Genomic DNA, 18895 nt, shown 5'->3' on the forward strand with positions numbered 1-18895 from the left:
GAGAGCCATCCTATTCAACGTAAAGCTATAGCGGTCCGCGAATTCGTCGGCCTCATACGATCGAGAGCGACTTTTTCTGATCTGGGGTCATGCGGCTGTGCCGCGCGGCAAACCAAGACGGATGCGTTGCCCCTCGGCAAAGGCTAGCGCGTAAGCCTCTATTTCAAAGGAGCTGACATGGGCCTTGCCATTTCTCGGACGAACCACTCGCCCATGCTTTCCATAATTTCAACGGAGTGGGACCCAGGTCCGGGGTCTCATCAAGCATGGCTTTCTTCCCTTTGGTGGGCGAAAGCACCTGAGTTGACTTTCAAGCGTCCGTATGCCGGAGGAGGCGGACGACCTAATCAATATAAGCTACCGGAGCGCATTGCCCATAACATTTGATAGGTGGTTTAGACGGCACGGGGGTCTAAAGCGCGGAACATTTTAGCAAGAGCCGCATTCCATCGGTCAGCTAGCTAAGGGAGGCTTTCTTGACCCAACGGCGGGTCGACAAGGAACGGATCGAGCGAGCAGATAGGGAGTCCAAACTTGCGATAGAGGCAGAGCGTCTGGCCCGCAAGAAGTCCTCGAGGCGTCGCCAAGAAGCCAACGCGAAAGATTATTGAGGTCGACTGAGCAACAAACCGAAAGTCTTCGCGAGCTGAGCACATGCGAAATCAACTTCCTCGATCAAGGACGAAGGGCCGATGTCATTTCGGTCGACGAGATAACCCACAAGCTCTCGGTATCAATCGGAGGAGTCGCCATCTGAGCCTCACCGCGCTTGTACCGTTCGGCCTGACCAATTCGGTTACTTATGCCCTTTCGGTTGCGGTGTTGTACTCATACAAGGCTATCGCGACACCGCCGCCATCCACGCCAAGCTTGACGAGATCATCATTGCACTCGACGAAACCAGAAACGACGTTGTCGGCATGGAGCATGCTGATCCGGAGGAGATTAGGGAAAAGCTCGTGAAGCTGGAAGAGGAAGCGGCCCAAAAACTTGGGCCATGACGGGAGCGACAGAATGTCGGTCCGCGCCCGCCGAGGAGCGTCCGCTGCTTTGGGCAGATTTCTCGATTGTCACCGTCTCGTCATCGATCGGGCTGCCCTCGCCAGTAACCTCGATCCCCGCCAAGCGCTAAGTGCAGGGCACGGCCTGAGGGGCCTTGTCCAACATTCGTTTCAAAACCATCTATGCAGCATGATCTCCAAAGCCTCTTATTTTCAGTTTGATCTGTTCGGTTCGGCCAACGCATTGCCGAACGGCTTCCACTACCTGCCGGAACTTATCACGCCTGAGGATGAGGCATTTCTCGTGTCCGCGCTCCAGGAGTTGACGTTCGAACCGTTCGATTTCGACGGCCACCTCGCCAATCGCCATGTCGTCAGCTTCGGAACGCGCTATGACTATCAGCGGCGTCAGGTGGTCGAGGCGCCCATGCCGGAATTTCTTCTGCCGCTTCGGCAGAAGGTCGCTGCGTTTGCGTGCGTCCCTGAACAGAACTTGGCTCAGATGCTGATCAACGAATATCGTCCAGGCGCCGGCATTGGGTGGCATCGCGACAAACCGCACTATGAGTTGATTGCGGGCGTGTCGCTTCTGGCACCGTGTGACTTCAGGCTGCGTCGTAAGAACGGGGACAGATGGGATCGTCAGACCATCACGGTTGAACCGCGGTCAGCCTATCTCATGTCAGGCCCGGCGCGCAGCGAATGGGAACACAGCATTCCGCCTTTGGCCAAGCATCGCTATTCAGTCACGCTGCGAACATTGCGGCTGTAGGCCAAAATCAAATGCGTGGGCGGCGCGTTCGGACCGGCAAGCACTGCAGAGGGGATCCGGCGAGCCGAAATATCAATCCGCAGTCTTGCCTAATGTGTCGGCGACGACCGCACCGCGCTTGCCCATGGGCAGGGCAGGGCCCGTGGTCGAGTCGACAGCCGTCTGATGTTCCATCTCCGCGTTGATGGCGGCGCCGGCAATAAGGATGATGACTGAAATCCAAGTCCACATCATCAAGCCGACCACCGCGCCAAGCGATTCGTACGTGGCGTTGTAGTTGGCGAAATGCTGCAGATAGAACGAGAAGAGCCACGATGCCCCGATCCAGACAGTGGTCGCGATCAAGGCTCCCCAACTCAGCCATCGCCACGCTTCTCAATCTCATATGTCACCCAGCGGCATAACATGCCGATGATCGATAAAGCGGCGCCGCCAACCAGGCAGGCTGTGAGCACAAAGCTTTTCGAAGCGCTCGACCAGCTTACGAGGGCGAGCATGATCACGCACGCCGTCGAGATGAGATAACCCACTCCCTTCAGCATGTGCAAAGAAGCTTTCGTCATATCGGAACCTCTCCTTAGTCGGCTCTTTGGAACATTCCGTGCGCTCTGAAGTTCCATCGCGGGCCCGAGCTGTGTTTCGGCGTGGAATAAGGGCTCTGACGCACTTTTGGTGGTGATGGAGCCTACGCAGCGCCGATGACGCGCGCCTGGAGTAGGTCGAGTTTTCCTCGGCCGTACATTTGGCGTTTCACGAGCTTGAGTTTGGTGATCTGCCCCTCGGTTTGGCCATTGGACCAGGGAGATGTGATCGCCGCGCTCACAGCCGCTCGGTCCTTGACGATGCCGTTGGCGAAGGGGGCAACAAGGCCCGATCGAGCTTGCTCCAGCCATGGCTCAAGATCGACGAGAGACTTCTTGCGGATCATGGCCTGGAAGGCGGCGATGATTCCTCGGGCATCGACCAGCTGGGGCACACCGCCCTCAATCGCGGCGACAAGGACGGTTTCGGACTTGGAGAGGTTGTCGCGACCGACGGTCATCAGCCGCGCTATGGTCCGCGCCGAGGGCGCCCGGCTCAAGGCGCCACCATCGACCTTTTCCGCCTTCCGACGGCGCGTAGCCCACTCGGTGACAACCCGAAGACTACCACGGAACCCTTGGCCTTTGAGCCGTCGCCATAGCTCGGCGCCGTTCCGCCGTCCGGCCGACCACTGGGCGTCGAGCCATGGCAGGTGCAGTTCGAGCGAGTTCTCGCGGACGCGGAAGATATCCGAGCGTTGACCGCGCATGACGCGACGGACAAGGCCGCGGCTGTACCCGGTCCGGCGAACGATCTCCTTGATCGTCACCCCGGTCTTGGCCAGGCCGAGAATGGCGGCGTTGGTGTCTTCCCGGCGAAGATATCCCTCATATTGGATCCGCTCGGCGGCAGTGAGCAGGTCGGGATTGATCGTGACTGCGCCGATCGCGGACCGAATCTGGCGCATGGATTTGCGCACGGCGTCGAGGAAGGCGCGGCTGGCGTTCTCCATCAAGTGCCAACGGTCGGCCACCTGGATCGCCTTCGGCAGAGCCTTGGCTGCAGCCATTGCGTAGCCACCGCCACGGTCGCGGGCGACGATGCCGATCTGAGGCTGGTCAGAGAGCCAGGCCTGAGCCGTCGCTGGTTCCCGGTCAGGCAGCAATGCGATGGTCTTGCGCCGCTCCAGATCGCAGATGAGGGTTCCATAGCGCTGGTTGCGTCGCCACGCCCAGTCGTCGATCCCGATCACGGCTGGCGGAACGAAGCGCGGGCTGCCGCGCCGCCGCACGACGCGCAGCAGGGTGTCGTTGCTCACTGGCAGCATCAGTCTCCGGGCGAAGCCCGCTGCCGGGCGCCCGCCCAGAACAAGCCCAAGATGATGAACGATATCGTCGAGGCGAGCGGTTCGCCGCGCCCATGGCGCCAGGACGCCCTCGTCAAAGCGCTCGGCGAAGATTCGCCGGCCGCACAGAACCGCGTCGCAGTGGAACCGGCGCACCAGGACGACCAGCCGAACAGGCTTTCCAGCCAACGGCAGATCCGCCAAGCGCCGCTGATACCGGCTGTGGATCCGCTCCGATCTCGTTCCGCAGCCCGGACAGGCACTCGCCATGCTCAAAGGTCGGATCGTGATGAGCGTCGCGTCGACCGCACTGGCGGCATCTTCAACAACAAAGCCGCGAGGGACGAGAGTCGATGGTCGGAGGGCCTGGCCCATGGCATTGATTCCTTTTGTGAAACCAGTGCCAGCCGACGTCACAATGTCATCAAAACTGAGTCAGAGCCCCTTTTGCGAGCCGATCCAGGGTCCCAATTGCGGGCCGATTGACAGGACGTCGACCGCTTTGAAACTGAGTTCCTTTAGCGACTCGCAAAGCAGACCATCCGGATCTCTGGTGAAGGCTTGCCCATCATGAAGGTCAAAAAAGTAACGAGACATACGCCCTCCGACAACATCGATATTTCGCGATATCTGTTAACCTGAAAAGTCTGGAAATGTTCCGGAATGGCGTCGGTGCAGCGCGAGAGCGGCAAGCAGGCGATGGTGCTTCTAGGATGCCCTGTCTCCCGTATACCAGCGCGTTTTGGCGATAGCATGAAGGGCCAACGTCACCGCAGCTAAGTGGTCTTCTGGCTTGCCTTTGTCGCAAGCGGGACCCGATATGTGGTAGCGCCTTCCTCGGGCAAATATGCGCCTTGTGGTAGCCACTGGCTGGCTAGCGAAATAACTGAAGCACAGGCCCGCGAGTTTATCGGGTTCCTCGGTTCCATTGGGCATCACTCCTGTAGGAAGCGCGGATGCAGGAAGCGCGGATAGTGAACAGCACGCCGTGACACCGAGCGTTGAGCCACGTGATCCACTGATCAGATCACGCGGCTTAACAGCATCAATACCCGTCGGGACACCGTGCGATGTAGACACGCCCATGACGATCTCTGTAGCGGCACTGACCGGCTTCACTGGCATGCCCGATCACCGCGCCCGCAATGGCCCCAGCGGCACCGCCAACGATCGCGCCTTTGACGGGATCGCCGGCTACGGCTGCACCAATTGCCGCTCCACCCAGACCACCGACTGCAGCGCCCTGCTCGGTGCGCGAACATGCTCCGAGCGGGACGATAAGGCTCAAGATGAGCATTTTTTCATGAATTGTCCTCCAGCGGCCCGAGATTGAGCCCGGGGTAAATGCGCGATTTGTTTTTTCGATCCGTCGACTTTCTAAATTACCGATTGATTGTGCGCGCCGGCGATCCACCCACCTGAGCGCTCACGCTTCCATAGCAGGATTTGGTCAGTATCGGGAAATCGAGGGAGTGCTCAGCACTTCTCACCTCGGGCTCACGGCAGGTTGTCCACAAAGAGTTCCGATCCAATTCCTGAACCCACGGGCGCGCCCAATCGGAACATCGAAAGCTCCACCGTATTGGTACTGGACGCCATTGCAAATGCCTACGGACGCAAAATGCGACCCTCGATCACAAACGTATGGGCCTTGGTGAGAGAAAGCGTAGTCGGCTTCGTCAACGACAATGCGCTTAGCCATGGGGCGGCAATGGCTTTTTACGCCGCCACCTCCCTGGCCCCAATTTTGCTAATTGTGGTCGCTATTGCAGGCCTCGTTTTCGGTCAGGATGCGGCTCAATTGGCTTTGTCCGCGCAAATCTCGGGGCTGATGGGGCCAGAAAGCGCAGATCTTCTTCAGACCGCGCTGGAGAGCGCCTCGAGCAGATTATCCGGAACCTGGGCCGCGGTGATCGGAATTGTGACGTTGTTGGTGGCCGCATCGGGCGTCTTTGGCGAAATGCAGCAATCACTAAATTCGATTTGGAAGGTCGAACCTCAGGGGAGTTCGTTGTCGCGTCTAGTCCGGGCCCGTGCAGCAAGTCTGGGTTTGGTCGCTGCGCTGGGTTTCATGTTGCTCGTGTCGCTCGTTGCGAGCGCAGCGATCGCGGCACTGGGAACCATCATCAACCCTCACCTGCCGTTTGGCACAATCGTCCTCGGCATGATCAACGCGGTCGTCTCATTTGTCCTGATCTCGTTGATGTTCGCGGCAATCTACAAAGTTTTGCCAGATCGAACCCTCGAATGGCGCGACGTAGGGATTGGTGCTGTGGCGACGGCTGCCCTGTTCACCCTCGGAAAATCACTTATCGGCTGGTATATCGGCAGTAGTGCGATCGCATCCTCGTATGGGGCCGCCGGTGGACTGCTCGTCATACTCCTGTGGGTGTACTACTCATCGGAGATCTTTCTTCTCGGCGCCGAATTCACTCGCGCCTATTCTGTTCGACACGGCAGCAGGTCCGATCTGAACGCGCTGGTTCACAGTGCTTCGCCCGCAAGAGACGTCCCATTTCGTGCAAAGAAAACGTCCAACTCTGCTGGCGTGGTGGCGCTGTTGGCGGTGGCGTGCGCGAGCGCAACGATGACCGCGCTTATGCTAGGTCTTCGCCGCCCCTAGGCGGTTGATCATCTGAGGGTTTGTTCCTCTAGCAAGCGCCGCATTGCCAGGGCGTTCCTTGGCGCAAAGCCTTCATAGTCATTGTTGAAATAGACCCAAGCTCTCCTTGCGCCACTGGCGCGGATCTTGTCAGCCCATCCGCTTAGCTCGTCTCTGGTGTAATCATGCCGGTACCAGCGCTCTGGACCGTGGAGCCGCACGTAGACATCCTCCGCTGTACGCACGAGGACATCCGGAAGACGAGGGCCGCTGCATGAGCAAAAAATTGTGCCTGTATTCCGAAAGGCCGAGTATACGGTCTCGTTCCACCAACTGGCGTGACGAAACTCCACCACATTGCGCCGGGCCGGGTCGAGTTGGCTGAGAATGCCGTTCAGTCGTGACTTAGTGAAATGGTAACTGGGCGGGAGCTGGAAGAGAAAGCAGCCCATTCTCTCACCGAGGATATCGGCCATCATTCCAAAATCCTTTACGAGGGTTTTGGTCCCCTGAAACCTCTTGATGTGGGTAATCAGCTCACAGACCTTTACCGTATAGACGAAACTGCTTTTTCCGGGTTGCCGAAGCCAGCTTTTGACATTTGTGACGGTTGGCCAAGAATAAAAGGATGCGTTGATTTCGACAGTATCGAATCGTTTCGCGTAATAGTTGAACCATTGGCTGGTGGGCAGATCCGTCGGATAAAACTGTCCCCGCCATTTCCAGTAAAACCATCCCGAGCACCCGACATAGGCAGATGCCTGCAAACACGAGACGGTGTCACGCTCTCCTATTGCCCCGGCCAATCGGGCGGTATGCATCTTGTCGGCACGTCCAACGTTTTCAATTCGCTGCTTCTCTCTGCGCAGCCTACGCAGCTCACGGCGCTCCTCGGGTCCAAGTGCTTTCCGTTTGATGGCTTCCGAACCCATGAAATTACCCTTTCCGCCTTTAACGCGGGGCACGGCCGGATGGCTCCGTGGCAACTGGCCAAAGTGGCGCAGGGGCGGATCGCTGCCATCGGGGTACGGATCTAAGTACAAAGTCTGGTGTCGATGTCGATGCGACGATGCGACCAGCTCTCGAAAACGCCAGGCCGCCCTGAATGCGTGCGCTGATGCCGCGTTCAAGAAACCGAAACGAAGCTCAATGAGCTCTACAGGCAGATCGAAGCTCGCCTGAAGGACGACGCGGATACCAAAAGCGACCCTGGCCGCGTCCCCGGGGGTATCGGGAGAGAAGAGTCGAACCAACAACTTCAACGCGACTTCGTTGAGGTGTTGTTCTCCCGGTTTGCCGCGTAATCGATAGTGAAGGTTCCCTCGGCAACGCGACCGCCCTGCTTCACGTTGAAGATTGTTACCGTCGTGGTCAATCCCTTCTCGTCTATAAGGCTCCACTTTCGTAAGTCGAGATTTTTCCTGTCAAACACCATAGAGATATTTGAATTACCGAAGGATGATTTGTCAGATAGTTTAATAATTATCAGATCGCCTTCCTCCCTGATGCTTTTGAGCCGGCTGCCAGAGAGGTCGACCTTATTGTCGAGTAGCAGCTTGAGTGGCGTCTTCGAGAGCGAATAAAGCCGCGAGGTCTTAAGCTTCTTATTATACACGACTACCGATTTGCCATCGGCAATGACGATGATCCCCGATTGGCCGGCGTAGTTGAATCGGATCTTGCCCGGGCGTTGGAGAAAAAACCTGCCACTGGTCCGTTCCGCCTTTGGGCCGGACTGGACGAAGTCCCCAGACATGGATTTTATTGAGGAGAAGTGATCGGCAATCGCCTGCGCGTCTACCGGTGCAGCCGGGAGCGCAGTTGTAAATCCAAGATTTGTCGCGGCAGCGCCGACCATGACGAAACACCAACCACGCAGTCTTTTCCTCTTAGAGGCCATACCATTGTCCAAGTTCACCTAGCAACGCGCCTACTGGAGGCCCTCGTCAACCGACTCCACCGTTTCGTCTTTGAAGATAACCTTTGTGCCCTTTTGCACCTCAGAAGCGAGGTCTTCAGCATCCCAATTGGTCAGCCGGATGCAACCATGTGAGAAGGTCTTTCCAATCTTGCCCGGTTCGGGCGTACCGTGAATGCCGTAGCTTTCGATGGACAAATCAATCCATACCGATCCGACCGGATTATTTGGCCCGGCCGCTATAGTGAATGGGCGGTTGGTCTTAACCCCCTTGAAGGCGAAGTCAGGATCGTAATGATAGGTCGGGTTGTGCACCACGCGTTTGACTTCTGCCTGGCCGCTCGGCGCCGGCTTCTCTTGGCTCCCGATCGAAGCGGGGTACACTGCAAGCACTTTGCCGGAAGAGTCGAGCACGCGAACTTGGCGAGCGCTCTTGTCGACCTCAACTCTGGCAATAACCGAGGGAGGATCGCCTCGGGCGATAGCTGGCACCAGCAACTTTGCGCCGGCAACCCTGAAGCTGATGCCGGGATTGAGCCTTTCGAGCAGCTGTCCGCTGGTATGGAAGCGTTCAGCCATCTTTTCCACCGCATTGTGATAGCCAAGCCTAGGCAGGCGAGCCATTCCTTCCATGCGAGCCGGAATTCGCTTGGTAAACGGTCCACGCACATCCTTGCGTGTCAGCTCGTAGGTCACAAGGGCCGGGCTTGAGGATGTTGCGACTAGCTTGTCCCAAGTCTCCCGGGTGAGCTTGCCATCGGCGGGCAATCCGTTCGCCGCCTGAAATGCCCGGACCGCCTTGGCGAAGTTCTCTGCTCCGCGGCCGTCGATCAAGCCCGGCGAGAACCTCGCGCGATCCAAAAGGATTTGCGCCTTCAGCACGATAGGATTGACGCCCTTCGCTTCGCCGTCGTCGAATTGGGCATTGTTGACGGCGGCTCGGTCCAGCTTCGCCGCCTCTGTCCTGCCGCATGCGAGGACGAGCACAGCGGCTGCGACAAGAACGGGCCTGATCATCAATGTCACTCCTGGAGCTGCACGACACTGCTTCTATGACGCTGCACGGGAGATCTGGTTCCATTCCCTGGAGCTAAACATTGTCGGTCACGATACAGGTCGCTGGCGACTGGCCTGTCCCTTTCTTGCTTCCGACAGTGCTGCAATCGACGCGGAAGTGGCGGCTTCGATGCGGTGGTCGCAGTTTCCCAGTAAAAGGTTTTGATCCATTGCTTGTCCGATTCCAGAGTTGGTCGAACCAAATCTCGCCCACCGCGTTGAAACTCGCGTTGCGTCATCAGCCGGGGCATTTCCATGACAAAGGGCGAGCTTTCCACCTACAGGGCCAAGCGGGATTTCACCAAGACGAAAGAGCCCAGCGGCGCAAGCACGATCGGGAAATCTAACCGGCTTCGATTTGTCATTCAGAAACACGCGGCCACGCGGCTGCACTACGATCTTCGCCTTGAGCTTGATGGTGTGTTCAAGTCGTGGGCCGTTACCAAGGGACCGTCGCTGGATCCTCACGACAAACGTCTCGCAGTCGAGGTGGAGGACCATCCGCTAGACTATGGCGACTTCGAAGGCACCATCCCCAAGGGCCAATATGGCGGTGGCACCGTGCAGCTGTGGGATCGGGGATACTGGGAGCCGGAAGGCTCTATGTCAGCTGAACAGGCTTTGGAAAAAGGCGATCTTAAGTTCACGCTCGACGGTAAGCGCCTGCACGGAAGTTTTGTCCTTGTGCGCATGAAGCATGATCGCAATGGAGGCAAACGCACCAACTGGCTGCTGATCAAGCATCGCGACAAATACGCGACCGATGGCAATGGCGACGCGGTGCTGGCGCAGGACCGATCCGTCGCCTCTGGACGAAGCATGGATAAGATTGCCGCGGGGAAGGGTGCCGGACCGAAGCCATTCATGATGCAAGGCTCAGGGGTGGCCGATGCGGATGCCGTGTGGAACGGCAATCGCGGCCATGCTGCTGACGAGCGCGCCGCCAAGCCGTCAAAGCCATCTACGCGCCCCGAACGAACTTCTCGTGCTTCGGCGGCGAAAATGCCCGACTTCATCGCACCGCAGCTGTGCCAGACGCTTTCCCGGCCGCCAGCGGGAGCGAATTGGGTCCATGAAATCAAGTTCGATGGCTACCGCGTCCAGCTGCGGGTCGAGGATAACGCCACCACGTTGAAGACCAGAAAAGGCCTGGATTGGACGGAGAAGTTTGGCGCCATCGCAAAGGAGGCGGCCAGCCTTCCCGATGGCATCATCGATGGCGAGATTGTCGCGCTCGGCGAGAATGGCGCGCCCGATTTTGCCGCCATGCAAGCTGCATTGTCCGAGCGCCGCACAAACGATCTCATCTTCTTTGCCTTTGATCTGTTATTCGCCAACGGCGTTGATCTGCGAAACCTGCCTCTCTTGGGACGCAAGGAGCGACTGAGTGCGATGCTCGGTGAGGTCGATCGCGGCGAGGAAAATCTTATCCGCTATGTCGAGCATTTCACCAATGGCGGCGATGCGGTGCTGCGCTCCGCCTGTCGTCTGTCGCTTGAAGGCATTGTCTCCAAAAAGGCTCATGCAACCTATGTCTCAGGCAGGACCGACACCTGGGCAAAATCGAAATGCCGCGCCGGGCATGAGGTCGTCATCGGCGGCTGGGCCACCACTAATGGCAAATTCCGATCGTTGCTGGTCGGCGTCAATCGGGGCGAGCATTTCGCTTACATCGGCCGTGTCGGAACCGGATACAGCGAGGCAAAGGTCAAGCAACTGCTGCCAAGGCTGAAGCAGATGCAGGCGGTCAAGTCGCCATTCACTGGCGATGGCACGCCAAAAAAGGATTCAACCGTCTTTTGGACAAAGCCCGAACTGGTTGCGGAAATCGAATTCGCCGGGTGGACTGGCGGCGGCAATGTCAGGCAGGCCGCCTTCAAAGGCTTGCGCGAAGACAAGCCCGCGAGAGAGGTTGAGGCCGAGCGACCCGCTGATCCTCAAAAGACGCAGATTGCCGAACCCGCCAAGGCAACTGCCCGGAGTGGGAAAAGCCCGGTCGTCCTGGGCGTCATCATCTCCAAGCCTGACAAGCCGCTGTGGCCGAATGCCGGCGACGGTGGCCAGCCGGTCACCAAGCTCGATCTTGCAGAGTACTTTGAGGCCATTGGCCCCTGGATGATCGAACATCTCAAAGGTCGCCCCTGTTCGCTTGTCCGAGCCCCTGATGGATACGCCGGCGAGCAGTTCTTCCAGCGCCACGCAATGCCAGGCACGTCGAATCTGCTGGAGTTGGTGACAGTCTTCGGCGACCACAAGCCATATCTTCAGATTGACCGCGTTGAGGGCCTGGCCGCGATCGCCCAGATCGGTGGCCTGGAGCTGCATCCCTGGAATTGCCAGGCCGATCATCCTGAAATTCCCGGGCGACTTGTCTTCGACCTCGACCCTGGTCCGGAGGTTGCCTTTGCCGAGGTGGTAGCCGCAGCGAAGGAAATGCGCGATCGTCTTGAAGATCTGGGCTTGGTGAGCTTTTGCAAGACGACGGGCGGCAAGGGCCTGCACGTTGTCACCCCATTGGCCACCCAGCGTAACAAAACGACATGGCCAGAGGCCAAGGCCTTCGCGAAGGCGGTGTGCATGCAAATGGCGGCGGACCGTCCAGACCTCTATCTCGTCAACATGGCCAAGAAGCTGCGGACGTCTCGGATCTTTCTCGACTACCTTCGAAATGATCGTATGGCGACAGCCGTTTCACCGCTGTCTCCCCGCGCCAGAGAGGGTGCGCCTGTATCGATGCCGCTGACATGGGGGCAGGTGAGGGCGGATCTCGATCCGAAAAAATATACCGTCCGCACCGTGCCGGGCCTCCTGAAGAAGACCGTCGCCTGGGCGGACTATAATGACGGCGAACGGTCGATCAGCAGTGCCATCAAACGGATGGGTTCAGCAAAGCTCGCCGCATGACATCGAAAAATGTGAAGCCGCTTTTTCGCCTTCCGTTGGATACTGCGCCGATGGAGGCAAAGGCTGCCGACGCGTTGCCTGCTAACACCGGCCAATGGCAGTACGAACCCAAATGGGACGGGTTTCGATGTCTGGCCTTCAAAGCTGGCGATGAGGTGGACTTGCGAGCAAAATCAGGTAAGCCGCTCGGCAGATATTTTCCGGAAGTCGTCTCGATTTTGCGTGAGCTGAAAGCCACGGAATTCGTCGTCGATGGCGAGATCGTTATCGAAGTCGATGGCTCGCTTTCTTTTGACGCACTCCAGATGCGGCTGCATCCGGCAGAAAGCAGGATTCGAAAACTGTCGATGGAAACCCCGGCCAGACTGATCTTGTTTGATATCCTGGCCAATCCCGGTACCAGCTTGATCCATCAGCCTTTGTCCGCACGGCGCGTAGCGCTGGAGGCGTTCTTAAAGTCGGTTGAAAGTACCGGCCTTGAGTTGTCGAGCTGTACCCAGGATTTGACGACTGCAAAGAAGTGGCTCGGGGACTCGGGTCAGGGGTCAACGGACGGCGTCGTCGCCAAGCTCCTCAATGACGAATATCGGCCTGGTGAGCGCACCATGGTCAAAATCAAACGCCTACGCACTGCTGATTGCGTGGTCGGAGGGTTTCGCTACCTGGCGAACTCGCGCGAGGTCGGCTCCTTATTGCTTGGCCTCTACAATGATCAGCGCAAACTCGACCATGTGGGATTTACATCGACAATCGCGCAGCAAGACCGGACAACGCTAACGCGACGACTTGAGGCTTTGCGAGCGCCGCCTGGCTTTACAGGCAAGGCGCCCGGCGGCCCCAGCCGCTGGAGCACGGAAAGAAGCGGGCAGTGGGAGCCATTGCGGCCAGAGTTGGTCGCAGAAGTGCGTTTCGATCACGTGACCGGCGATCGCTTCCGGCACGGCACCAAATTCCTTCGATGGCGGCCCGACAAGAATCCGGGGCAGTGCACGTTCGAACAGATCTTGCAAAAATGAAGCGCTCGTCTTGCAACGAGCATGAAGTGTCCTCGCATCCGCAGAGCGCAAAATCATTTGTCCGGTTGCTGCTGCGCGGCTGGAATTTCCGGTTCCAGTGGCGGCGCGTCGATGGGGTGGGGCTCTCGGTCATGTTCGAACTGCTCGGCCCACTGCAGATCCATCAACCAAGGTTCGCGCCGGCCGATCCAGAGTTCGTAGCCGGGTATGATGTCGCCGGGAGCAAGATCGAGAGCGCCGAGCGATATCTCCGCCTCGTCACCCCGTAATGAAGCGACACGCGATCCGCAATCGGGGCAAAAGCTTCTTCCTTCAAACGTCCTGAGTTCGCCGGCTCCCTCATAGGCAGATCGCGGCCAGACTCCAAAGAAGTTGAAAGCACTGCCGCTTGCACGTCTGCAATCCTGACAATGGCAAAGGCCAACGCGGAGCGGAGCGCCTTTGACCGAGAAGCGAACTGCACCACAGAGGCAACCCCCGTTGCGAACGACATCTTCGCTCATGTGCGGCTCGCATCGGAGGATCACGGTTCTCATCGGGGTTAGGCACTGGCAGCTCATCGGGCAAAAGATCCGGGTCAGGCTCTCGCACGTCAGGTGTCCAGGTTGGCGCATCCATCGGCGGTTGTTCGCTCGGCTCGCGTTTGGGCGGCATGGCTACGCTCCGGGTTTGCCGGTCGGGCGAGGTCTTACCGGCCACGGGCCGAGCGTCGCTCTGTCTGGCCGGGAAGGGGTCTGCGAGAGGGCTTTTAGGCGGTGCGCCAGCTGTCTCGGGGCTGGACTGCCCGTGACCCGCGCCTTCGTCGCTTGGGGTTTTTCGCTCGATTTCGGCGCCGGCCGCCTCCGGCTCTTTGACAATTGCATCGTTGCGATTCTTGATCTTCGCCATTCCGGTTGCCTCCTTTGCTGGCCAACGACCGGCCGCAAGGAATGTTCCATTTCAGGCGGAACTGACAGCGAGCGGGGCTGTTATCGGTCATCACACGGGAGATCGACAACAATGTCTGGCAATCAAGACCGTCGCGAAACCGGTGCAACAAAATATCCGGCCAAGACCGGTGCCGACCCGTCCGATGCATTCTCCCAGGACGCGGCTGGCAATAAGAAGCCCAAGACAGGGGTTGGACTAACGCGCCCTGCGGATGAAGTGGATGACCGGACGCATCAGTCAGACGGTCAGAACCCTCCTGGCCAAGGGTCACCGGGCGGTAGAAAGAGGGATCGGCGATAAATTGCCCGCACCTTTTCCGCAAGGTCTTCGAGGCTGAATGGTTTTGGCTACTTGAGCTCTACCGGCCATGAAGACACCGGTCCAAGCGCGCTGTCGCTCCCGGGCTGCGAAAGGCAGAGGGAACTCGGTTTTGGTTGCATCCCCACGTGGCTACGGCTGTAGGGGCGGGTTTTCTAGGCTCCGTTAGACAGGCTGCAAGTGACGGGCACTCAGCGAGCTTTTTTCCAGTCAGCACAGCCAACTTTTTCCTTAAACGCACGTTGTTCCTCTGCAACCGAGGAGACATCGATGCCGAGCGATACGAAAACCGACACCTCGACGACCGTCCGAAAACAGCGGCGCATACAGCGCAAGGTCGACGCCGACGATCGAATGAAACCAAAATCGACACCCGTCGGCGCGATGCAGGCCGGCGCGCGAAAATACCCGGCGCCGCCGTTTCCAAAGCAGCATCATCCGAAACCCGGCCATGAAGCAGAGATCAAGCCAGCTCCGCTATACGTTGCACCGTTCTGGCGCGGCTCTGGCAAGCTCGAGGGCAAGGTGGCGCTGGTCACCGGAGGTGATTCCGGTATTGGGCGTGCGGTCGCCGTCCTGTTCGCACGCGAAGGCGCAGACATTGCGATCGTCTATCTGTCGGAGGATGGCGACGCCGAGGTAACGAAGCAGTCGGTGGAAAGCGAAGGCGGCCGCTGCATAACCATCCGAGGAGATGTCGCGGACCGAAACTTCTGCCGCAAAGCTGTGGCCAACACGGTCAAGCAACTGGGAGGGCTCGACGTGCTCGTAAACAACGCAGCATTCCAGGTGCATTCAACGGATTTTGCCGACCTGACTGAGGAGCATTTCGACACCACCTTGAAGACCAACCTCTACGGCTATTTCCATATGGCCCAAGAGGCGGTGGCGTATATGAAGGCCGGCTCGGCGATCGTCAACACGGGGTCCATAACCGGAATAGACGGGTCGAAAGAACTGATCGACTACTCGATGACCAAGGGCGGTATTCACGCCTTCACGAGGGCCCTATCAGGCAACCTTATCGGCAAGGGCATTCGCGTCAATGCAGTCGCTCCGGGGCCGGTCTGGACACCGCTCAACCCGTCTGAAAAGCAGGCCGACGATGTCTCGAAGTTCGGCGCGAAAACCCCCATGAAGCGCCCAGCACAGCCGGAAGAAATCGCACCAGCCTATGTCTTTCTGGCATCGCCGCAATGTTCGAGCTACATCACCGGAGAGATCCTCCCGATCATAGGTGGCTATTGACGAACCGTGCTCGCGTCGCGCTGCGAAAGCACGCGGGGCAATCAGGGACAAAAACCCGTCAAGACGTTCGCAAGAACGCGCTAATCGCTTCGGCCACAGCTTCAGGAGCCTCTTCGGCCATATGATGCCCACTCTGGATCCCTTTTCCGCTGAGCGTGGTGGTCCATGGACGCCAAACATCGAGTACGTTGCCATAGAGCATCTCGAGATCATCCCGGGTCGACCACAGGGCCAGCGTCGGACAGGCAACCCGGCGGCCGGCCTTTCGGTCTCCGGCATCATGACATCGATCGATTGTCAGCCCTGCCCGGTAGTCTTCAAGCATACCATGGACTACTGCCGGGTCGTGGATCGCTCGCGAATAATCGGCATAGGCCTCAGCTCCCATCGCTTCGGCCGAGCCACCATACCAGGCGTCAGGGTCGGCCATGATGGCGCGTTCAGGCTGAGCATAAAAGAACCAGTGCCACCACAGTTTTGCGAAGCGTGCATTGCAACGCTCGAGGGCTTCCAAAATAGGAACACCGTCCATGACGCGATCAGATGGGAAATTGCCGACGGGTGGTCCATGGCCGTCCGGAAAGCGGTATAGCTGCCGCGATCATGTCCTGCGATGGCAAACCGGTCAAAGCCGAGGCGATTCATCAGCGCGATGCAGTCCCTTGCTTTCGCAGCTTTGAGGAGCCGACGTGGTCGGCTGCGTCCTCCGGTATGGAAGACCGGCCGAAGCCTCGCAAGTCAGGACAGACCACCGTGTGGTCAGCGGCGAGAAGCGGCGCGACCTGGTGCCAGGTGACGTGTGTGCGGGGGTGGCCATGCAGCAGTAGCAACGGCGGCCCGGAGCCGCCGAACCTCACCCGTAGCGAAGCCTCGGGCAGATCCACCATCTGGAGACTGAACTTTTCGAACATCAGCCCCTTTCGGCGCCGGGAGTGCAACAGATCGCATATCTGACACCAATCCGCGCGAGCGGTATTGGTTTCGAGCGATCGTGGAATTCGAAATCGCTTCATCTCGATCGAATTACAATCCAGGCATTTTTAGTAGTCACGACAGTTCAATCAAGAATGGTGCACGGGTCCGACAGACAGTCGTTTTCTAACCCTGCGTAAGCTTGTTATTGTGCAGTGCAGCAACGATTTTGTTGCATGTGCATTGTGCGCGGTTTTCGTCACCTTGGCGCCTGAGGATCACGATTTGCGAAACCTCTCAGATACAATCACTCGGCTGACCGCTATGCGTGGCCGGCCGGGTTTGTCCGTGCACCGCGACGACCGCTTGTCCGACATAGCCGGTTTCGGATCCAATCCCGGTGCCTTGCGTGGGCGCGTCTATGTTCCTGAGAATCTCCCGCGGGGAGCCGCGTTGGTTGTCGTCCTGCACGGCTGCACGCAGACGGCGGATGCGTACGATCATGGATCTGGATGGTCGAAGCTGGCGACCGACCAGGGTTTTGCGCTGCTATTTCCGGAGCAGCAGCGCGGCAACAATCCCAATCTGTGCTTCAACTGGTTCGTGCCCGAAGATGTCACACGCGACCGTGGAGAAGTGCTCTCCATCCGCCAGATGATCCAAGCCATGGTGACAAAGCATGGTCTCGACCACCGGCGCATTTTTATCACCGGTCTTTCTGCCGGCGGCGCCATGGCGGCGGCGATATTGGCAACATATCCGGAAGTGTTCGCCGGCGGCGCAATCATAGCAGGGCTCGCCTACGGCAGCGCGTCGACGATCCCGGAAGCCTTCGATCGCATGCGTGGCCATGGCGGCCCAACGAAAACTGAGCTCCAGAGACGCTTGGCCGGAGCTTCGCCTCATAAAGGGACTTGGCCGAAGATTTCAATCTGGCAGGGCTCGGCCGACACCACAGTGGTCCCGTCGAACGCGGATTCCATTCTCGCTCAATGGCAAGGAGTTCATGGCGTTGGCGCAAGCCCCACCCGAAAAGAAACGGTCGATCGACAGATACGTCAGGTGTGGTGCGACGCGGACGGCAATGAGTTGATCGAGAAATACACGATTGCCGGCATGGGCCATGGTACGCCACTGCAGACGCTCGGTGATGATGGCTTGGGCGTTGCCGCCCCATTCATGCTGGACGTCGGTATTTCATCAACGCGCCATATTGCGGATTTCTGGGGTCTTACAAGCCGAACTGAAGCCAGATCTGGGGAAGCTCCGAAAAGGTCGCCAGGCAAAGCAGTGAGGACTTATGCACCTGTCGAGAATCCGCGAGCAGTACGCGCCGATGCCGCTAAGGCGCCGCAGCCTGATGCTCCGGGCGGTTCGGCCACAGGCATTACCAAGGTGATTGAGGACGCTCTGCGCGCAGCCGGCTTAATGGGTTAGCGAAGACGCCAGCCACAGAGCGAGACGTTGGACATGAATTACCACCTTCCTTCCGAAGTTCGAAATTTCGGCTGGAAGGTCTCGCGGTCGGGGAGGGCGTGCGCGGTTGCGCTAAAGGCCGCGTCCATCTCACCACCTGCCAGGCCGATCCAATGCGGGTTCGGCTGAAGCTTGGCGAGACCTGCGAGCGCGCACGACAGCGCGGTTAGCCGCGATGTTCCGCTGCATATGTCGAATGCTCCGCTTCCATGACGGCGGGCTTTTTCATTTGGCCGGAACATCGATGCTCACGGGTGGTTGAGCTTCAGCGCGTTCTTCCGCGGTTCCTGCCGGCGGAGGCCAACTGACCGAAGCATTCGGCGGGTGTCCAGTTCCAGAGGCTCATGCCTACCTCCTTGTGCCAGCCGCATGTCGCGCATGTCGGACCATCTGGGCGCAGGCCAAGGACGAGTAGAAAACTGCTCGCTCGCATGCTCGCTGCCGGGGGACGGCGGATCGGAATACGATAGCTTAACCCGGTATCTCAGCGGGTTCCGAGCGCCTTCGCTTCGCGTTCCAGTGTCTCGCGGTTGTCGCCGTGCTTTTTGATCAACTCGCGCACATGATCAGTTGAAAGGCCGAACTTGCTGGCTAAGTAGCCAACCTCATATTCCTCGTCTCCGCTGACGCGAGTACGGTCTTGATAGCCGAGCTTATTCTTGTCGTCAGCCATTGGATTTCTTCCTCGCCGCTGCTGGATTTTGGCCGGTAGCAGCCGTTGTCTTAGCGTCTTTCGAGTGGGCAGCCAACGCTGGGCCTGCCCCAGTCGCCTTGCGCATGTCGCCACTGCGCGTTTCGGGCTGCCGTTTCTTCCCTAGAAGGCCTGAAAAATACTTGCTTAAAAACCCCATCCTATCCTCCTTTTGATCGGGCAT

At 58.6% G+C, this 18895-nt stretch carries 15 protein-coding genes and 3 pseudogenes; 7 read left to right on the forward strand and 11 right to left on the reverse strand.

Features of this window, described 5'->3' with window-relative positions:
* Positions 1-732: 732 nt before the first annotated feature.
* A pseudogene (locus CGZ66_RS36950) lies at positions 733-1001 on the forward strand (low affinity iron permease family protein).
* 190 nt (positions 1002-1191) lie between these two features.
* A complete protein-coding gene (locus CGZ66_RS36955; RefSeq protein ID WP_095091499.1) occupies positions 1192-1773 on the forward strand; it encodes an alpha-ketoglutarate-dependent dioxygenase AlkB in 582 nt (193 codons plus the stop codon).
* A 72-nt stretch (positions 1774-1845) separates the two neighbouring features.
* On the opposite strand, the pseudogene CGZ66_RS36960 reads toward CGZ66_RS36955, so the two are convergent.
* The 5 genes and pseudogenes from CGZ66_RS36960 to CGZ66_RS41245 all read right to left on the reverse strand — a co-directional run.
* Positions 1846-2142, reverse strand: a pseudogene (locus tag CGZ66_RS36960) (YihY/virulence factor BrkB family protein); the annotation flags it as partial.
* On the reverse strand, positions 2130-2336 hold the full coding sequence (locus CGZ66_RS39670) for a hypothetical protein (protein WP_143748954.1): 207 nt from the start codon (positions 2334-2336) through the stop codon (positions 2130-2132). The pseudogene CGZ66_RS36960 and the gene CGZ66_RS39670, both read right to left, overlap by 13 nt.
* Before the next feature lie 122 nt (positions 2337-2458).
* The gene (locus tag CGZ66_RS36965) at positions 2459-4015 is read right to left on the reverse strand and encodes an ISL3 family transposase (RefSeq protein ID WP_095091500.1); all 1557 of its coding nucleotides are present in this window, start codon (positions 4013-4015) and stop codon (positions 2459-2461) included.
* A gap of 60 nt (positions 4016-4075) precedes the next feature.
* Positions 4076-4237, reverse strand: coding sequence for a DUF6894 family protein (locus CGZ66_RS41940; RefSeq protein ID WP_425352337.1), 162 nt, complete (start codon positions 4235-4237; stop codon positions 4076-4078).
* 448 nt (positions 4238-4685) lie between these two features.
* Positions 4686-4937: a YMGG-like glycine zipper-containing protein gene (locus CGZ66_RS41245; RefSeq protein ID WP_245331393.1), complete on the reverse strand. Its 252-nt coding sequence runs from the start codon at positions 4935-4937 to the stop codon at positions 4686-4688.
* Positions 4938-5147: 210 nt separating this feature from the next.
* Between CGZ66_RS41245 and CGZ66_RS36975 the strand changes: the two genes are divergently transcribed.
* Positions 5148-6263 carry a YihY/virulence factor BrkB family protein gene (locus tag CGZ66_RS36975; protein WP_425352338.1) on the forward strand — a complete coding sequence of 372 codons (1116 nt, stop codon included), beginning with the start codon at positions 5148-5150 and terminating at the stop codon, positions 6261-6263.
* Positions 6264-6271: 8 nt separating this feature from the next.
* Here the strand turns inward: CGZ66_RS36975 and CGZ66_RS41250 are convergent, their stop codons facing one another.
* The 3 genes from CGZ66_RS41250 to CGZ66_RS36990 form a co-directional block, all read right to left on the reverse strand.
* Positions 6272-7504, reverse strand: a complete 1233-nt coding sequence (locus CGZ66_RS41250) for a DUF72 domain-containing protein (RefSeq protein ID WP_245331381.1) — start codon at positions 7502-7504, stop codon at positions 6272-6274.
* Positions 7501-8100: an outer-membrane lipoprotein carrier protein LolA gene (locus CGZ66_RS36985; protein ID WP_245331382.1), complete on the reverse strand. Its 600-nt coding sequence runs from the start codon at positions 8098-8100 to the stop codon at positions 7501-7503. The genes CGZ66_RS41250 and CGZ66_RS36985 overlap by 4 nt, the downstream gene beginning before the upstream one ends.
* Before the next feature lie 72 nt (positions 8101-8172).
* Positions 8173-9177 carry a L,D-transpeptidase family protein gene (locus CGZ66_RS36990; RefSeq protein ID WP_095091503.1) on the reverse strand — a complete coding sequence of 335 codons (1005 nt, stop codon included), beginning with the start codon at positions 9175-9177 and terminating at the stop codon, positions 8173-8175.
* A gap of 294 nt (positions 9178-9471) precedes the next feature.
* Here CGZ66_RS36990 and ligD point away from each other — a divergent pair, with 294 nt between their 5' ends.
* Positions 9472-12120, forward strand: a complete 2649-nt coding sequence (gene ligD / locus CGZ66_RS36995) for a DNA ligase D (protein ID WP_095091504.1) — start codon at positions 9472-9474, stop codon at positions 12118-12120.
* Entirely contained in the window at positions 12117-13136 is a 1020-nt protein-coding gene (locus tag CGZ66_RS37000) for an ATP-dependent DNA ligase (protein ID WP_095091505.1), read from the forward strand. Before ligD ends, CGZ66_RS37000 begins: the two co-directional genes overlap by 4 nt.
* A 53-nt stretch (positions 13137-13189) precedes the next feature.
* Here CGZ66_RS37000 and CGZ66_RS37005 read toward each other — a convergent pair whose 3' ends face one another.
* Positions 13190-13639 carry a GFA family protein gene (locus CGZ66_RS37005; protein ID WP_095091506.1) on the reverse strand — a complete coding sequence of 150 codons (450 nt, stop codon included), beginning with the start codon at positions 13637-13639 and terminating at the stop codon, positions 13190-13192.
* Positions 13640-14654: 1015 nt separating this feature from the next.
* On the opposite strand from CGZ66_RS37005, the gene CGZ66_RS37020 reads away from it, so the two are divergent.
* Positions 14655-15632: an SDR family oxidoreductase gene (locus CGZ66_RS37020; protein WP_095091507.1), complete on the forward strand. Its 978-nt coding sequence runs from the start codon at positions 14655-14657 to the stop codon at positions 15630-15632.
* 58 nt (positions 15633-15690) lie between these two features.
* Here CGZ66_RS37020 and CGZ66_RS37025 read toward each other — a convergent pair.
* Positions 15691-16543: pseudogene (locus CGZ66_RS37025) on the reverse strand (alpha/beta fold hydrolase).
* A 286-nt stretch (positions 16544-16829) separates the two neighbouring features.
* On the opposite strand from CGZ66_RS37025, the gene CGZ66_RS37030 reads away from it, so the two are divergent.
* Positions 16830-17981 (forward strand): extracellular catalytic domain type 1 short-chain-length polyhydroxyalkanoate depolymerase, encoded by a 1152-nt coding sequence (locus CGZ66_RS37030; RefSeq protein ID WP_167392386.1) that lies wholly within the window; start codon positions 16830-16832, stop codon positions 17979-17981.
* Between the two features lie 523 nt (positions 17982-18504).
* Here the strand turns inward: CGZ66_RS37030 and CGZ66_RS37035 are convergent.
* On the reverse strand, positions 18505-18693 hold the full coding sequence (locus tag CGZ66_RS37035; protein WP_095091509.1) for a DUF3606 domain-containing protein: 189 nt from the start codon (positions 18691-18693) through the stop codon (positions 18505-18507).
* Positions 18694-18895 lie beyond the last annotated feature (202 nt).

The organism is Mesorhizobium sophorae (assembly GCF_002270415.1).
GTDB lineage: Bacteria > Pseudomonadota > Alphaproteobacteria > Rhizobiales > Rhizobiaceae > Mesorhizobium > Mesorhizobium sophorae.

Bases quoted from the DNA above. Each gene is read 5' to 3' on its own strand.
- CGZ66_RS36955 (WP_095091499.1), top strand. From the start codon at position 1,192: ATGATCTCCAAAGCCTCTTATTTTCAGTTTGATCTGTTCGGTTCGGCC.
- CGZ66_RS39670 (WP_143748954.1), bottom strand. From the start codon at position 2,336: ATGACGAAAGCTTCTTTGCACATGCTGAAGGGAGTGGGTTATCTCATC.
- CGZ66_RS36965 (WP_095091500.1), bottom strand. From the start codon at position 4,015: ATGGGCCAGGCCCTCCGACCATCGACTCTCGTCCCTCGCGGCTTTGTT.
- CGZ66_RS41940 (WP_425352337.1), bottom strand. From the start codon at position 4,237: ATGTCTCGTTACTTTTTTGACCTTCATGATGGGCAAGCCTTCACCAGA.
- CGZ66_RS41245 (WP_245331393.1), bottom strand. From the start codon at position 4,937: ATGCTCATCTTGAGCCTTATCGTCCCGCTCGGAGCATGTTCGCGCACC.
- CGZ66_RS36985 (WP_245331382.1), bottom strand. From the start codon at position 8,100: ATGGTCGGCGCTGCCGCGACAAATCTTGGATTTACAACTGCGCTCCCG.
- CGZ66_RS36990 (WP_095091503.1), bottom strand. From the start codon at position 9,177: ATGATCAGGCCCGTTCTTGTCGCAGCCGCTGTGCTCGTCCTCGCATGC.
- ligD (WP_095091504.1), top strand. From the start codon at position 9,472: ATGACAAAGGGCGAGCTTTCCACCTACAGGGCCAAGCGGGATTTCACC.
- CGZ66_RS37000 (WP_095091505.1), top strand. From the start codon at position 12,117: ATGACATCGAAAAATGTGAAGCCGCTTTTTCGCCTTCCGTTGGATACT.
- CGZ66_RS37005 (WP_095091506.1), bottom strand. From the start codon at position 13,639: ATGAGCGAAGATGTCGTTCGCAACGGGGGTTGCCTCTGTGGTGCAGTT.
- CGZ66_RS37020 (WP_095091507.1), top strand. From the start codon at position 14,655: ATGCCGAGCGATACGAAAACCGACACCTCGACGACCGTCCGAAAACAG.
- CGZ66_RS37035 (WP_095091509.1), bottom strand. From the start codon at position 18,693: ATGGCTGACGACAAGAATAAGCTCGGCTATCAAGACCGTACTCGCGTC.